Genomic DNA, 16,004 nt, shown 5'->3' on the forward strand with positions numbered 1-16,004 from the left:
TCTGGACGAGGCCCGCGCGGCGGACATCACCGCGCCACGACCTCGACACACAGGAGTGCCATGGACATCGACATCGCCGACGACATCGATCGCCCCGGACTGGACGCCCGCGCGCAACGGCGCCGCGCGGTGATCGGCAGCTCGGTCGGCACGATCATCGAGTGGTACGACTTCACGCTGTACGGTCTCGCATCGGCGCTCGTCTTCGCGCCGCTCTTCTTCCCCGGCGGCGGTGACTTCGCCGGCCTGCTCGGCGCCTTCGCGACGTTCGCGGTGGGCTTCGGCGCGCGCCCGATCGGCGGCCTCGTGTTCGCGCACTTCGGCGACCGCATCGGACGCAAGGGCACGCTGCTCGCAACGCTGCTCATGATGGGCACGGCCACGACCCTGATCGGATTCCTGCCCACCGCCGAGACCATCGGCATCTGGGCGCCCATCCTGCTCATCGTGCTGCGTCTCTTCCAGGGCGCGGGCGCCGGTGCCGAATTCGCCGGCGCGATGACGATGGCGAGCGAATCGTCCGACACGCGCAACCGCGCGTTCGTGGCGGGGTTCCCCGGCGCATCCGTCTACCTCGGCATGGCGCTCGCCACCGCGACGTTCGCCCTCATCAGCCTGCTGCCCGCCGACGCCTTCCGCGCGTGGGGCTGGCGCATCCCGTTCATCGCCAGCATCGTGATCGTCGCCTTCGCGCTCTACTTCCGCCTGCGGGTGAAGGAGACCGCGGCGTTCGAGGCGGCCGAGCGCGAGGGCGAGGTCACCCGCGCACCGCTGGCCGCCGCCGTGCGGTCGCACTGGCGCACCCTGCTCGCCGGCATGGCCCTGTTCGTGTTCGCCCTGCCGTGGGTCTACATCGTGCAGACGTTCTCGATCTCGTACACGACGGGCACCCTCACGGTGAACCCCACGCACGCCCTCATCGGCCTCATCGTCGCCGAGCTGCTCACCATCCCGGCGACCCTCGCCTTCGGCCGCCTGGCCGACCGCATCGGCCGCAAGCCCGTGCTGCTCGGGGCGGCGATCTTCGCGATCGTCTTCGCGTTCCCGATGTTCCTGCTGTTCCAGACCGAGAACTCGGTGCTGGTCGCGCTCGGCCTGATCCTCGGTCTCGCGATCGTGCAGGGCGCGACCATCGGCGTCAGCGCGGCGATGCTCGCCGAGCTGTTCCCGACCCGCATGCGGTGGAGCGGTATCGCGATCTCGCGTGAGATCCCCGCGGCCCTGGTCGGCGGCACGGCCCCCCTGGTCGCGACCGCGCTCGTCCAGGTGGCAGGGGGCACGCCGTGGCTGGTCGCGGCCTACCTCGTGGGACTCAGCATCATCGGACTCATCGGCATCGCCGTGCTTCCCGAGACGCTCCACCGGAAACCGGCGGCGACGGATGCCCGGAAGCCGGAGGAGTCGCGGCTCACGCGTCGCTGACGACGGGCTGACCGCTGACAACAGAGCGCGCACCGACGAGCACAGCGAACCGGGCGGGAGGGGACAGCATCCCCCTCCCGCCCCGTTCGCGCAACCCCCGTGCCAGGTGCGGCGACCTGCCCGTACGACTGAACCCTCGCGAGCAGCGCAACGCTCGCCGCCACGTCGAGGAGGAACCATGTCGAAGACCGCCGCTGAGCGGAGCGGGTCGAAGTCCGCACCGTCGCCCGAGCACGAGGACAAGCCCGACAACCCCACCGACCTGCAGAAGCGATCGTGGAAGTACGTGCTCGTCAAGAGCATCCGCGAGTTCTCCGCCGACCAGTGCATGGACGGCGCCGCCGGCCTCACCTACTACGCGGTGCTGTCGATCTTCCCCGCCCTGATCGCCGTCTTCTCGCTGCTGGGCGTGGTCGGGCAGGGCGGTGCCGCGGCCGACGCCGTGCTGGGCATCATCGGAGACGTCGCCCCGCCCGAGACCGCCGAGGCATTGCGCGGTCCCATCGAGCAGATCTCGAAGGCACCCGGTGCGGGCCTCGCGCTCGTCTCCGGCATCCTGCTGGCGCTGTGGTCGGCCTCCGGCTACGTCGGCGCGTTCAGCCGGGTCATGAACCGCATCTACGAGATCGAGGAAGGGCGTCCGTTCTGGAAGCTGCGCCCCATGCAGCTCGTCGTCACGCTCATCACGGTCGTCTCGCTGACGATCGTCGCCATCGTGCTCGTGCTCTCGGGCGACGTCGTGTCGGCGCTCGGCGACACCCTCGGGGTGGGCGAGGGCCTGCAGATCGCGTGGAGCATCGCCAAGTGGCCGCTGCTGCTGTTCGTCGTCGTGTTCCTGCTGGCGATGCTGTACTACGCCACCCCCAACGCCAAGCAGCCGAAGTTCCGCTGGATCAGCGTCGGCGCGCTCGTGGCCATCGTCGTGCTCGCCATCGCCACCGCGGGCTTCGTGCTCTACGTCGCGAACTTCTCGAACTACGAGCGCACCTACGGCTCGATGGCCGGCATCATCGTGTTCCTGCTCTGGCTGTGGATCGCGAATCTCGCCCTGCTGTTCGGGGCGGAGTTCGACGCCGAACTCGAGCGCGGGCGTCAGCTGCAGTCGGGGATCGCTGCGGAGCGCGACATCCAGCTGCCGCCCCGCGACACGCGGCAGATGGAGAAGCGCGAGGAGAAGGAGCGGAAGGACATCGAGGAGGGTCGCCGCATCCGTATCGAGAACGACGACGACACGCACCCGGATGCGGATGCACGGAACGAGGGGCGCGACAGGCGGTCGTGACGGATCATCCCGTCGGCACGGCGGGTGGAACGGGGGCGGGAGCGGATGCTGCCGCCCCCGTCTCCGCGTCGATCGCCCGGCGGTGGCGCCGCTCGACGGCCTGGCCCGCGAATGCGGCGAGCAGGATCGTCACCGCGCCGACGACGCCGAGCAGGCCGATCGCCTCCCCGGCCACGAGCACCCCGAACGCCAGCGCCCAGACGGGTTCGGTGCCCATCAGGATGCTCGCACGCGAGGCCGAGGTGCGCTGCACCGCCCACAGCTGCACGACGAACGCGAAGACCGAGCAGAGCAGGCCGAGGAACAGGGTGTCGACCCATCCGGCCGCACTCAGGCTGCCGACGGCGGCGGGGAGCTCTGGCCCGGCGACGAGGCACGAGAGCACCGCGCACACCGACAGCTGCACCAGCACGATCCCCCACGGCCCGTCACCGCGACCGCGCGTGAGTCGCGCGCTGGCCGTGACGTGCACCGCCCGGACCACTGCGGCGGCGATCACCAGCAGGTCGCCGAGGGTCGGGGTGCGCAGGCCGCCCTGCGAGACCAGCAGCAGCGTGCCGACCACGGCGGCGACCGCGGCGACGAAGTAGGCCCGCGGCAGCCAGCGCGGGGCTGCGAGCCCGTCGAGAACCGGGGTGAGCACGAGCGACAGGCTGATGAGCACCCCCGCGTTCGTCGCCGAGGTGAGGTGCACACCCGCCGTCTCGAGCCCGATCACGGTCGCCTGCGAGCAGCCGAGCAGGGCGGCGATCGCAAGCCCGCGGCCCCGCGGCAGACGTACGCGGCGAATCAGGCACAGGATGCCGAGCGCCGCCGTGGCGATGAGGAACCGCAGCGCGACCGCCGACGCCACCCCCGTCTCGGCCGCGAGGTCCTTCGCCGCGAGGAAGCTCGCGCCCCACACCGCCGCGACGGCGAGGAGCAGCAGATCGATCGCGCGTTCGCGGTGGTGGAGGGAGGGCACCGTTGTAGTGTGGCGAGACGAACAGATTAGAACAACGGCCACCTTCTCACTCGACGTTTCAGGAGAGCTTCATGGATGCCGCGCGCCTCGCCCTGCTGCGCGAACTCGGCGACCGCGGCAGCGTGACGGCGGTCGCCGCCGCCCTGCACGTGAGCCCGTCTGCGGTGTCGCAACAGCTCGCGGCGCTGCAGGCTCAGGTGGCGGTGCCGCTGACGACCAAGCAGGGCAGGCGACTCGTGCTGACCGCCGCCGGGCAGACGCTCGCCACCGCCTCGGCCCGAGTCGAGCAGGCCCTGGTCGAGGCGCGCGAGGCCGTCTCGACGTTCCTCGACGAGCCGGAGCATCCGGTGAGCGTCGCCGCCTTCCACAGCGCCGGCCTCGCCCTTTTCGGCCCGCTGCTCGCGGAGCTCGACGGGAGTGCCTCCGTGACTCTCGTCGACGCCGACGTCGCGCAGGACCGCTTCCCCGGACTCACCGCCGACCACGACCTGGTGATCGCGCATCGCCTGCCGCACGACCCGGAGTGGCCTCGCGAACGGCACGTGGTCGTGCCCCTGCTCGTGGAGCCGCTGGACATCGCCCTGCCCGCCGCGCACCCCCTCGCCACGCAGCCCTCGATCTCTCCCGATCAGCTGCGCGACGAGCGTTGGGTCTCGGTGCACGAGGGCTTCCCCCTCGCCGGGGTGCTGCAGCACATCGGGGCCCTCGCCGGCCACGCCCCGCGCATCGCGCACCGGATCAACGAGTTCTCGGTCGCCGCCCAGGTGGTGCGCACGGGCGCCGCGATCGCCGTCATGCCCCGCATCACCGCCGCGTCGCTCGCCACCGACGGACTCGTGCTGCGTCCGCTCGACGGCGCACCCCTCGTGCGTCACGTCGACGCGCTCGCACGACCGGAAGCCGTGGCCCGCGCATCCGTCCGGCGGGTGCTCGACGCGCTGCGGGGCGTGGCGCGGCGCGCTGTCGCCGCCACCCCGTAGCCCGCGGAGCGGCACAGCCTGCCGCCACCCCGTAGCCCACTGGGCGGCACCGCCCGCCGCGCCGTCGCTCAATCCGCGCCCGCCACCTCGCGGCCCGTGGAGACGCGCAGCACCTCGTACTCGATCACGTCGGCGGGGGCCGAGCCGACCGCGCGGGTGCTGAGCTCGACGAGGATCACGTGCCACGTCGCCATGTCGACCGCGGCGACGCGCGCGACGGTGTCGGTGTCGGCGCCGGGGAGGAATTCGTTCGTCGCGGCCGGGATGCCGTCGGCCGGGGCGATGCCATCGGGCAGGACGACCGTGCGCATCGTGAGGCTGCGGGCCGCGGCGAAGTCGTGCGGCCCGCGCACGAGTGCGATGCCCGTCCAGTCCTGGATGGGTTGCCGCCCGAAGTCACGCACGATCGCGGAGTACCCGAGCTCACCCCAGCAGAACGCCCGCATGCCGTCGATGTGGTCCCACACGTAGAAGGGCGCGTATTCGTTGCGCGGGGCGCCCTGCGCGACCTCCCGCATCAGGAAGGCCTTGAACGCCAGACCGGGGAATCCATCCATACGGCTCCCCGTCGCGGCGACCCGGTCGCGGATCGTCTGCATGTCGGTCGCGGTCGGGAATCCGACCCGGTACTGCATCGCGTACATCGGTGCTCTCCTCGTTCGTCTGGCGATGACCATCCTCGCGCGGCAGGGGGGGCGGCGACGCGAAGCGCCGTCGCCCCCCCCCCGTTCGAGGCTCGTCAGTCGGTCACACGGCGGCGGACCCGGCCTGCGGCGAGCACCGAGCCGGTCGCGAGCAGCACCGCGGCGGCGAGACCCCACGGCAGCATCGACGAGCCACCCGTGGCGGCCAGCACCTCGGGCCGCGTCGCAGCCGAGCCGCGAGCGACGCCCGCAGCAGCAGCGGTCGGCGGCGCGGGCGCAGCAGCCGGACCGGCGACGGCATCGACCGAGTACGCGAACACGGAGCTGGTGCGGTGGCCGGCGACATCCGTGGCCGTGACCGTCACCTCGTGCGAGCCGGGCGTGGTGGTGTCGAGCAGCCCGCCCGACGCCACGCCGGCCTCGCACGACGTCACCCCGGACGTCGCGTCCGTGCAGTCGTAGTCGAGCACCACAGGGGCGCCCTGCGGCACGGCTGCGCCGGAGGCCAACGGTGCACCCGCCTGATCGGATGCCGCGAGGGCTACCTCGGGCGCCACGGTGTCGCGGCGGACGGTGAGGGTGTGCGGTCCGCTGAGGTTGCCGACGCCGTCGTACCCGTTGTAGATGACATCGAACACGCCGTCTTCGGTGATCGGGACGGTCGTCTGCGGCCCGGGCTCGAGCTGCCAATCGGCTGTTCCGACACGGAAGAGCAGGAGAGACTGCTCGGCGAGTTCGTCGTCGAGCCGAAGCACCACACTGGTGTTCTCGTCGACCGACCACTCCGGAGAACCCAGAGTGCGCCCGACGACGTTCGCGCTGAGGCGCGGCGGGGTGGTGTCGTCGACGACGGTCCAGCGGTATTCGGTGACGCTGCTGTTGCCGGCCTTGTCGAAGCATTCGATGTCGAGCGAGTGCTCGCCGAGGATGCTGTTGTCGAGGTCGCCGTCGGGCGTGAGACCGTCGACCCGGCATCGCCCCGCGAGGCCCGAGAGATCATCGTGCGCGCCGTACGTGAAGTGGGTGCGGATGCCGCCCCGCTGCACGAACCGGTCCTGCGGGCTGGAGAAGCTGTCGACCACGGGCCCCGTCGTGTCGATGAGCACCTGATGGGTCTGCGTCGCCGAGACGTTACCGGCGGCGTCCGTGGCCCACGCGGTGAACGTGCGACGCCCCTCGGCGAACAGCTGCACCACGGCGGTGTCGCCCGGGGTCTCGACGGCGGGGCCGCCGTCGATCCGATACGTGACGGACGCGACGGCGTCGTCGGGGTCGGCAGCGTCGATCGTGAGGTTGACGGGCCCGGTGAACCATCCCGACGCGGGAGCGACCGGTGCGGTGATCGTCACCGTCGGGGCCGCGGCGAGCGCCGCCGGATCGGAAGCGGGAGCGGCCGGGTCGGCGATGGGATCGGCGGCGGCTGCGGATGCCGGAGACGCACCGTGGTCGGCGGTCGGCGCCGCGCCGTCCGGCACGGCGGACCGGGGCGAGTCGGCGGGTGCAGCGGGCAGCTCGCTGGCCGCGGGCGGGGTGACCGGGGCGGGTGGCGCGGGCACGGGGTCGGTCGGTGCCGGTTCCGCGGGTACGGGAGCGGGCGCCGGAGCAGGCGCAGGCGCCGGAGCGGGCGCGGGAGCGGGAGCCGTGGTGGGGTCGGTCGAGGCGGCGGGCGTCGGATCCGCGTCCTGCTCGGCTGCGGTCGCGGTACCGCCGCAGACCAGCGTCGCGAGCAGCAGACCCGCCGCGGCCCCGGCCGCGACGCGGCGGGTGAGGGATGGCATGGGCATGGGAGTCCTTCGTGAGAGATGTGGTGTGGGATCGACATTAGGAAGCGCGGTCGGATGCCGGGCGCCACCCGTTCCCGCTGCAACGTCCGTGCAACGTCGAGCGCGGAGCGGGCCGTCCGGGAGGACGACCCGCTCCGCGGGTTCGGCGATGACCGTGGGGGCGTCAGTCGACGAGGCGGCGACGGGCGACGAGCGCCAGAGCACCCGCACCGACGAGGGTCGCGGCAGCGATGGTCAGCGCCCATGGGGCGGCCCCGCCGGTGCTCGCGAGCCAACCGTCGACCGTGGCCGCAGCGGGACGTGGCGCAGCCGCCGCACCCGAGGGTGCGCCGCCCGAGCCGGACGGGGCCGCCGGGCCACCCGGCTGGGCCGGAGTGCCGGGCTCGGCGGGCGTTTCGGGATCGGTGGGCTCGCCCACCACCTCGACGGTGTATTCGAAGATCGCGCTCGACTCGTTGCCCGCGGCGTCCGACGAGGTCACGAGGATCTCGTGGTACCCGAGGTCGTCGGTCGGCAGCAGCGTTCCGGTGGGGATGTCACCCTCACAGGTCTCGACACCCGACAGCTCGTCGCTGCAGGTGTAGTCCAGCGCGAACTCGGCTCCCTGGGCCACGACGGCGCCGTTCGGCACCTCGTCGGCCGCGAAGATCGGGGCGGCCGCGCCGGCGCTGATGTCGATGACCGGGGCGACCGAGTCGCGGCGCACCGTGATGGTCTGCTCGGCACTGCGATTGCCCTCTGCATCCTCGGCGCTGTAGACGATGTCGAACACGCCGTCGGACGTCACGTCGAACGATGCAGCCGTGCCGGCGACGGAGACCGGCTCCCCGCCGGGCACCTGGTAGTGCAGGATCGTCCCGCCCTCGGCCTCGGCAACGGTCAACGTCACCGTCGCGTCGCCCGCGAACCAACCGTTCGATCCCTGGGCGCCCGAGACGCTCGCCGACACGGTCGGCGGGGTCGCCTCGTCGACCACCGTGTAGCGGTACGAGATCGTCTGCTCGTTGCCGGCCACGTCGGCCGCGCGCACGCGCACCTCTTTCGGCCCCGCGGTGGCGGTGTCGAGGCGCCCGTCGACGCGGTCTTCGTCGGTGCACGAGTCGACGCCCGAGAGGTCGTCGTCGCAGATGTAACCGAGGTCCACCTGCTCGCCGAGATCGAACTGCGCGTCTTGCGGCTGCGAGAACGTTGCGACCCACGGCGCGGCGAGGTCGACGTTCACGTCTCGGGTCAGGGTGCCCGAGCGGTTGCCGGCCGCGTCGACGGCGAACGCCGAGAACACGTGCTCACCGCCGGTGGCGATGGTGGCCGTGGCGGATGCTCCGCTCACGACGGTCGCCGGCCCGCCGTCGACCGACCAGTGGATGGCGGTCACGGGGCCCTCCATGTCGGCGGCGGCGAGCGTGATCGGCACCTCGGCCGTGTACCAACCGCGCGGCGAGGGCTGCGGCAGTTCGACGATCAGCGACGGCGCGCCGGTGTCGGGTGCGGCGAGGGGCGCGGCGTCGTCGGCCGATGCGCTGCCCCCGGCGGCGAGGGTGAACAGGATCGTGCCGGCCGCGGTGAGGGCGGCGAGGGCGCGGGGGCGGGAACGGGGTGTCATGAAGACCTTTCCGGTGGATCGTCGGTAGCGGGGAGTGGGAGTGCGCATCATGCCGCCCAGGCGTCGAACGCGGAGTCGAGCGCGAGGAGCGTCGAGATGAGCGTCTCGGCCTCGTCAGCGCAGTCGTCGGACAGCGCGTCGGCGCATCCGGACTCGGCCCAGGCGGCACCGGCGTCACGGGCGTCCTCGAACGCGAGGCGCACGTTCATGCCCGCGTCGCCGTCGAGTCCGCCGAGTCCGCCGCCGAGCTCGTCGTACGAGGCGGTGAGGTCGGCGCCGTCGAGGATGACCGCGCAGACGAGGTCGTCGGGACTGAGCGCGAGTTCGACGCTGCAGTCGTTGCCGGTCCACTGATCGGCGAGCACGGCGACGCCCGCCCGCTCGATGTCGAGCAGGGCGTCGATGTCGCCCGTCGGCGCGTCGGCCGCGGCGCTGTCGGAGCCGGAGTCGTTCGCGCTGGGAGGCTGGGCAGACGCACTGCCATCGGATGGGGCGCTGGCGCAGCCCGCGAGCACGAGCGCTGCCAGCGTCACGGGCACCCAGGACAGGGTGCGGAGTGGATGTTTCTTCTGAGGCATGGAAGAGACGCTAGGGAGCCGCGTCCGCAGCCGAGACGTGTTCCGCGACACTGCAACGCCGGTGCAACGTGCGGCGCAACGTGGCAGAACGCGCTGTCGCGACGCTCACCCCTACCGTGACGGCGTCAAGACCAGCCGGCCGGATCGACGCAGGACGAACGGTGCGAGCCCCGCGAGCACGGCCGTCAGCCCTGCGACGGCGATCATCGCGGCGCGCAGACCGGCGGCGTCGGCCAGCAGCCCGACGAAGGGCGGTCCGGCGAGGAACCCCGTGTAGGCGACGGTCGTGACGAGCGAGGTCGTGCGTCCGCGGCGGTGCTCGGGAACGGCCCGCGACACGACGCCGAGCAGCGTCGGGAACAGCACGGCGGTGCCCGCGGCGGCGAGCGCCAGGGCCACGAGGGCGACAGGAAGGGTCGGGGCGCCGGCCAACAGCCCGGCCCCGGCGGTGGCGACGAGCGACCCGCAGACCACGACGGCGCGCGCGTGCCGTGCGGGGAGGCCCGAGATCGAGAAGCGGGTCGCGGCGACCACGGCCGCGAACACGGCGGGGCCGAGCGCGCTCACGCCGGGCGCGACCGAGAGTTCGTCTTCGAGGAACGCCGCGCTCCAGGACTGCTGGGCGTTCTCACCGGCGAAGGCCAGGGCCCCGAGCATGCCGAGGCCGAGGAGGACGGCGAGCGACAGCATCCCCCGCCCGGCGAGGGAATCGGAGTCCGGCGGGCGATCCGCGGTCGATGTGACGGCCGACGGGTGCGCAGGAAGCGCCCGCAGGACCACGACCGCGGCGAGCAGCGTCGCGAGCGCCACGACCGCGAAGGGGAGGGCGAAGGGCGAGCCCGCCGCGCCCATCACCCCGGTGCCGAGGCTCCCGACCACGACGAATCCCGAGAGGGTGGCATGAGCGGGCGTGATCACGGGTCGGGCGAGCGCCTGTTCCGCCCGCCCGGCGACCGCATTCATCGCGACATCCGTCGCGCCGCTCGTGGCTCCGACGAGCGCCATGCCGATGCACAGTGCCGCGAACCCCAGGTGCGCCGTCAGGGCCACAGCGCAGCCGGCGAGGCCGAGCGAGAGCAGCAGGGGCGCGGCGAGGCGGAGTCCCCACCGGTCGAGCGCGCGTCCGACGAGCAGCATGGCGGGCAGCGCACCGGCTCCGACGAACAGCAGCGCCACTCCGAGCTGGGCGTCGTCGAGGCCCGCCGCCTCGCGTAGGCGGGGCAGCGAGGCGCCCCACATCCCCCAGAAGGCACCGAAGGCACCGAAGGCCACGAAGGGCGCGAGAGGACGGACGGGGATGGCGGTCGCGAGCATGGTGTAACGCTACACATGTGTGTACCGTTACACATATACTGACCGTATGAGCGATGAGAAGCGACGCATCACCCTCGACGAGGTCGCCGCCGCCGCCGGGGTCTCGCGGATGACGGCGTCGTACGCCTACAACCGTCCTGCGCGCGTCGCCGAAGCGACTCGCGAACGCGTGTACGCCGCCGCCCAACGACTCGGTTTCCGTGGCCCGGACCCGAGCGGTCGGCACTTGCGCCGCGGTGCCCTGCGCACGCTCGGCCTCGTGCTCGGCGAGAGTCTCACCTACGTCTTCGACGACCCCCAGGCGAGCCGGTTCGTGGCCGGTATCGCCGGTGAATGCACGTCGGCCGGCTACGGTCTCACCCTCCTCCCGGTGACCGGCAGCCCCGACGACCCCGACCGCATCGCTGCAGCGGCCGTCGACGCGTTCATCGTCTGGACCACGACCGCCGACGATCCCGTGCTCGACGCCATCCGGGCCACCCATCGTCGCGCGGTGATACACGGCGGCCCCGACACCGACGGCTTCACCCTCGTCGGCATCGAGAACCGCGGCGCCGCGCGTGCCCTCGCGGCCGACGTCTGGGCATCCGCCGCCGCGCCCGCCATCGTCTCGTTCCCCCTCGACCGCACCCACGACGCCGGCCTGCACCACGGCCTCGACCCCGACACCGTGCCGTTCCCCGTCACGCGCGACCGTCTCGCGGGGTTCCGCGACGCGGCCGTCGCGGCCGGTGTCGACTGGGCATCCGTTCCCATCGCGGTCTGCGCGCGCAACACCAGCGCCGACGCCGCGGCTGCCGTGTCCGACCTCCTCGCCGCCGGCCACCGGGTCGACGGCCTCGTCGCCATGAGCGACCAACAGGCCATCGGCGCCCTGCGCGCCCTCGGCGACGCCGGACTCGGCACGCCGAACCAGGTCACCCTCGGCGGTTTCGACGACTCCGCCGAGGCGGCGACGGCCGACCTCACCAGCATCCACCAGTCGCTGTTCGCGCAAGGGGCCAGGGCGGCACGGCTCGCCCTCGGCGCCGACGATCCCGACGCGGGCACCGACCAGTGGCGACTCGTGCGCCGGGCATCCACCGCCCGCCCGGAGGCCGACCGACGCGAGCAGGAGTCATGACCGCACGCTGCGAGGTGCACGCGTTCGGCCCGCTCGACACCCGGGTCGACGGCACGCGCGTCGACCTCAGCGCGGGGCTCTCGAGCGCCATCGTCGCCCGCCTGGCACTCTCTGCGGGAACCCCCGTGCCGGCGGAACGCCTCGTCGAAGCCGTGTGGGACGCCCCGCCGGCGAATGCCGTCGGGTCGCTCCGGGTGTACGTCTCGCGGTTGCGCTCCGGCCCGCTCGGTGCGGCGCTGCACGGGGGTCGCGGCGGGTACGCGCTCGACGTCGCGCCCGACGACGTCGACGTGGTGCGGTTCCGTCGGCTGGTCGACGAAGCGGCGGCGGATGCCTCCACCGACCCCGCCCGGTGGACCGAGGCCCTGTCACTGTGGACCGCCCCTCCCCTCGAAGACCTCGCCGCGTTCCCCTTCGCCGTCCGCGAGCAGCAGGAACTGCGGGCGCGGCTGCACACGCTCTGGGAACACCTGGCGCCGCTCCTCGTCGAGCGCGGCGAGGCCCGTACCGTGGTCGCCCGGCTCGAGCAGACGCTGGCGCACGACCCTTCGCACGAGGGACTCGTCGCCCACCTCGCGCGCGCTTACGCATCGATGGGCCGCACATCCGAAGCCCTCGCCGTGATCGACCGCCTCACCGATCTGCTGGCCGAGAGCGCCGGCCTCGACGCCTCCCCCGCCATCCGCACGCTGCGGCAGGCCATCCTCCGCCAGGATGCGTCGGTGACGGGCGCATCGGGTGAGGCGTCGATCCGCCGGCACCACGTCCCCGTGCCGCTGACCGGTCTCGTGGGTCGGCAGATCGAGCTGCGCCGCATCGAAGAGGCACGGGCATCGCATCGGCTGGTCTCGCTGGTCGGTCCGGGTGGCGCGGGCAAGACCCGCCTGGCCGTCGAGAGCGCACGACGCGCGACGACATCGATCGACGCCGAACAGTGGATGGTGGACCTCGCCGCCGTCCCCGTCGACGGCGATGTGCGGGCAGCGACGGCCGACGCCCTGGGCGCCGCGCAGCACTCGATCGAGAGCATCGCGGCACGCGTCGAGGGACGTCCGTCCCTCGTCATCCTCGACAACGCCGAGCACGTGATCGCTGCGGCGCGCTCCCTCGTGCTCGACCTCCTCACGTCGTGCGCGGGGCTCGCGGTGCTCGTCACCTCGCGCGAGCCGCTCGGAATCGCCGGCGAATACGTCATCCGCATCGGCGGCCTCGTCGGCGATGCGGCCCCGCAGGCCGTGGAGCTGTTCCGCGAACGTGCCACATCGGCCCGCGGCGGCATTGCTCCTTCCTCCGCCGACGACGCCGCGATCCGCCGCGCCTGCCTGCTGCTCGACGGGCTGCCGCTCGCACTCGAGCTGGCAGCCGCCCGCACCGACCTGCTCAGCATCGACGAGCTCGTGTCGGCCCTCGATCGCGGCGAGGGCCTTCCGGGTGCCGGTGCCGACGATCGACGGCATGCGAGCGTCGAGAACACCATTCGGTGGAGCACCGACAGCCTGCCCGCCGACGAGAGCGCGCTGCTCGTCGAGCTCGGAGGGTTCGCGGGGCCGTTCACCCTCGACGCCGTCGAGAGCATCTGCACCGTCGTCGACCGACCGCTGCGGGAGGTGGCGCTGTCGCTCGCACGCAAGTCGCTCGTGGCGGTCGATGAGACCGAAGACGGCCACCGCCGGTATCGCCTGCTCGAGTCGATGAAGGCGCACGTGCGGTCGTCGGTGCAGCCCTCCGGCGACGAGGCGTGGCGGATGCGGCACCGCGCGTATTTCGCGCGACTGATCGACGGACTCGCACCCGCGGTGCACACGCATGCGGCGGTCGCGACGCACACGCTCCTCGACTCGCTGGCGCCCGACTTGCAGCTCGCGACCGAGCGATCGATCGAGGCCGGCGATCGCGACATGGCGTTGCGCCTGGCGGCCGGGCAGTCGTGGCACTGGTTCAAGCGGGGGTGGCTGGCCGACGGCCGCGCCGTGCTCGACAGGGCCCTCGCGCTTCCCGGACCGAGCGACCCGGCTGTCGAGGCCCGCGCGCTGGTCGGCGGCGTCAACTTGGTATACCAGTCAGGCGACGCGGAGGCCGCGTTCGAGTACGTGCGCATCGGTATCGAGCGGGCGACCGAGGGCGGTGACGACCTCTCCCTCGCCCGCCTGCTGGCCTACGCCGCCTACGGTCGGTCACTGTTCGGTCAGCCCGACGAAGCCGAACGGCTCACCGCCCAGGCCATGGCGCTCTCGGAGGGTGCGCCCGACTGGCTCCGCGCCGAACTGCGCATGAGCGAGGGGCAGACGCTGCGGGCCCTGGGCAAGCGGGCGGCCGCGCTCGACAGCCTCGCCGATGCTCAGCGGCTGGCCCGTCGCGCCGGGAACGCGTGGGCGCTCACCTCCAGCGACTACGTCGCCGGCAAGATCCTCCTCGAGGTGCGCCGTCCGATCGACGCGATCGCCCTGCTGGCCCCCGGGGCTCGGGGCGCGGCATGCGGGGGCGACTATCCGAGCGCGCTGGCGCTGCTCCACCTCGTCGGTGGGGCGACCGCCCTCGTCGAGCGGCACGCGATCGGCGCCCGCATCTTCGGGGCCGTCGACGCCATCGGTCGACGCTACTCGTACAGCCCGATCGACGCCGAGGGCGCCGACGCGATCGTGCATCGGCAACGCGTGTCGAGCGGGATGCTGCCGCACGAGTACGACGCCGCATACGACGAGGGCGCTGCCCTGACGCTGGGCGACCTGCTGGCCCTCGTCGACGCGCTCGCGGCGGGACTGCGCCGACCCGCCCCGCGCACCCGGGAGGACGCCTCTCGGTCGTGACGGGTGGACGCTCAGAACACCCGGAGGTGGCGGTCGGCGCCACCGTAGGCGATGCGCCCGCCCAGCGCCTCGCGACGGTCGCGCACGTCGTCGCGACGGCCGCACACGTCTGGCCGCGTATCGCGCCGAGGGGTGACGAACAGCACGCGGATGCTGCGCGCGACGAGCCCTGACGCCCGGGCCGTGCGGACGCGCGTCGCGGGCGCCGCGGTCTGGCGGATGCGGACCGTGCCGGTATCGGTGGTGGGGTGCAGGGCGGTCATGATGAATCTCTCGTGTCGGTTTGAGGGGGACGAGAGCGACGTTACGGAGGAACTTCGGCCCGCGAGCGGGCCCGGACGACGGGCAACGTTGAGCTAACGCGTCGGCTGAGAGAAGTCGCCGCATCACGGGGGAGCGGGCGCACCCATCTGGCGACGGAGCGCGCCGGAGCACCCTCGGCACCGAGGAGGCGCGGGTCCGATCGCCGAGGCACGCGGACCCGCGCCGACCGTCGCTGGGGACGACGGCCCGGTCATCCGGCCACCGCTGGGGACGGTGCCGCCGGCTCGGGCATCCGCGGGGACGGCCGCCCGGTGGACCGTGTCCACGCTATGCCGCGCGCATCGACGCCCGGCGGCGGACGCGCGACCTCTCACGTTGCTCTAACGTGCGCCCCCGCGTCCCCGTGCCGACACCTGCGCTGTGTAGCGATACACAATAGAATGGCGGCGTGCTCGACGATGCCGCCCTCCCCGCGCCTCCGCCCCGCCCACCCGATGTGTCCGACGACTTCCGCAAGGGGCCAGACCCGTCGCTGTGGGTGCCCGGCTACCTGGCGCACTGGACCACGCCCGACCGGGCGGCCGCGCGCTACGACGCCGGAGTGGACGGGCTGCGGCTGCGCATCGACGAGGATCAACTCGACTGGCGGCCGGAGGATGCTCCGTTGCGCGTATCGAACCTGCAGACCGGCTCGTTCAGCGGCCCCGTCGGATCACCCCGTGGCACGCACCGGCATCGGCCCGACGGCCTGGTCGTGCGCACGCCTCAGCCGACCAGGCTGCTGTGGGCTCCCCGGCGCGGGCGCATCGACCTCACCGTCAGCGCGAGCGGAGACGACGGATGCATGCTCGCGGCGTGGCTCGTCGGCACCGAGCACGAGTCCCCGAACGACAGCGGTGAGATCTGCGTCTTCGAAATCGACGCGCCCCGACCGGGCGGGGCATGGACGGCGCGCACCGGCATCAAGGCGCACGGCGATGACCGCCTGCGCGCCGAGATGAGCGAGATTCCGCTCGGGTTCGACCCCCGGCTCCCCCACACCTGGACGGTGCTGTGGGGCGACGGGCACACCACCGTCGGCTGCGAAGGCCGCGTGGTCTTCCACACCGCACAGGCGCCCGACTACCCGCTGTTCCTCATGCTCGACCTGTTCGAGATCGGGTCCCGCGGCGGCCGGTACCCGAAGACCGCCGCGATCCACGGCATGCGCGGCTGGGAGGTCTGAGCCCCAGCCGCGCC

At 72.8% G+C, this 16,004-nt stretch carries 13 protein-coding genes; 6 read left to right on the forward strand and 7 right to left on the reverse strand.

Going from position 1 to position 16,004, the window contains the following annotated elements; all coding sequences use genetic code 11:
- Nucleotides 1-60 precede the first annotated feature (60 nt).
- Together RWS82_RS11660 and RWS82_RS11665 are read left to right on the forward strand one after the other, a co-directional pair.
- Nucleotides 61-1,422: an MFS transporter gene (locus RWS82_RS11660; protein ID WP_314650316.1), complete on the forward strand. Its 1,362-nt coding sequence runs from the start codon at nucleotides 61-63 to the stop codon at nucleotides 1,420-1,422.
- Nucleotides 1,423-1,600: 178 nt separating this feature from the next.
- Nucleotides 1,601-2,704 carry a YihY/virulence factor BrkB family protein gene (locus RWS82_RS11665; protein ID WP_314650318.1) on the forward strand — a complete coding sequence of 368 codons (1,104 nt, stop codon included), beginning with the start codon at nucleotides 1,601-1,603 and terminating at the stop codon, nucleotides 2,702-2,704.
- Nucleotides 2,705-2,708: 4 nt separating this feature from the next.
- Here RWS82_RS11665 and RWS82_RS11670 read toward each other — a convergent pair whose 3' ends face one another.
- Entirely contained in the window at nucleotides 2,709-3,668 is a 960-nt protein-coding gene (locus tag RWS82_RS11670) for a DMT family transporter (RefSeq protein ID WP_314650320.1), read from the reverse strand.
- A 71-nt stretch (nucleotides 3,669-3,739) separates the two neighbouring features.
- On the opposite strand from RWS82_RS11670, the gene RWS82_RS11675 reads away from it, so the two are divergent.
- Nucleotides 3,740-4,648: a LysR family transcriptional regulator gene (locus tag RWS82_RS11675; protein ID WP_314650322.1), complete on the forward strand. Its 909-nt coding sequence runs from the start codon at nucleotides 3,740-3,742 to the stop codon at nucleotides 4,646-4,648.
- Between the two features lie 68 nt (nucleotides 4,649-4,716).
- On the opposite strand, the gene RWS82_RS11680 is transcribed toward RWS82_RS11675, so the two are convergent.
- From RWS82_RS11680 to RWS82_RS11700, 5 genes are all read right to left on the reverse strand, one after another.
- Entirely contained in the window at nucleotides 4,717-5,292 is a 576-nt protein-coding gene (locus RWS82_RS11680; RefSeq protein WP_314650324.1) for a DUF4865 family protein, read from the reverse strand.
- A gap of 95 nt (nucleotides 5,293-5,387) precedes the next feature.
- Entirely contained in the window at nucleotides 5,388-7,076 is a 1,689-nt protein-coding gene (locus tag RWS82_RS11685) for an Ig-like domain-containing protein (protein ID WP_314650326.1), read from the reverse strand.
- Nucleotides 7,077-7,239: 163 nt separating this feature from the next.
- Nucleotides 7,240-8,679 (reverse strand): hypothetical protein, encoded by a 1,440-nt coding sequence (locus RWS82_RS11690; protein ID WP_314650328.1) that lies wholly within the window; start codon nucleotides 8,677-8,679, stop codon nucleotides 7,240-7,242.
- 47 nt (nucleotides 8,680-8,726) lie between these two features.
- Complete coding sequence (locus RWS82_RS11695) at nucleotides 8,727-9,257, reverse strand: hypothetical protein (RefSeq protein WP_314650330.1); 531 nt, start codon at nucleotides 9,255-9,257, stop codon at nucleotides 8,727-8,729.
- Between the two features lie 111 nt (nucleotides 9,258-9,368).
- On the reverse strand, nucleotides 9,369-10,571 hold the full coding sequence (locus RWS82_RS11700; protein ID WP_314650332.1) for an MFS transporter: 1,203 nt from the start codon (nucleotides 10,569-10,571) through the stop codon (nucleotides 9,369-9,371).
- Nucleotides 10,572-10,617: 46 nt separating this feature from the next.
- Between RWS82_RS11700 and RWS82_RS11705 the strand changes: the two genes are divergently transcribed.
- Both RWS82_RS11705 and RWS82_RS11710 read left to right on the forward strand, forming a co-directional pair.
- Complete coding sequence (locus RWS82_RS11705) at nucleotides 10,618-11,694, forward strand: LacI family DNA-binding transcriptional regulator (RefSeq protein ID WP_314650334.1); 1,077 nt, start codon at nucleotides 10,618-10,620, stop codon at nucleotides 11,692-11,694.
- On the forward strand, nucleotides 11,691-14,501 hold the full coding sequence (locus tag RWS82_RS11710; protein ID WP_314650336.1) for a BTAD domain-containing putative transcriptional regulator: 2,811 nt from the start codon (nucleotides 11,691-11,693) through the stop codon (nucleotides 14,499-14,501). Before RWS82_RS11705 ends, RWS82_RS11710 begins: the two co-directional genes overlap by 4 nt.
- Nucleotides 14,502-14,512: 11 nt before the next feature.
- Here the strand turns inward: RWS82_RS11710 and RWS82_RS11715 are convergent, their stop codons facing one another.
- Nucleotides 14,513-14,764, reverse strand: coding sequence for a hypothetical protein (locus RWS82_RS11715; RefSeq protein ID WP_314650338.1), 252 nt, complete (start codon nucleotides 14,762-14,764; stop codon nucleotides 14,513-14,515).
- Nucleotides 14,765-15,213: 449 nt separating this feature from the next.
- Between RWS82_RS11715 and RWS82_RS11720 the strand changes: the two genes are divergently transcribed.
- The gene (locus RWS82_RS11720; protein ID WP_314650339.1) at nucleotides 15,214-15,990 is read left to right on the forward strand and encodes a hypothetical protein; all 777 of its coding nucleotides are present in this window, start codon (nucleotides 15,214-15,216) and stop codon (nucleotides 15,988-15,990) included.
- Nucleotides 15,991-16,004: the final 14 nt, after the last annotated feature.

It is taken from the genome of uncultured Microbacterium sp., assembly GCF_963528945.1.
Classification (GTDB): domain Bacteria; phylum Actinomycetota; class Actinomycetes; order Actinomycetales; family Microbacteriaceae; genus Microbacterium.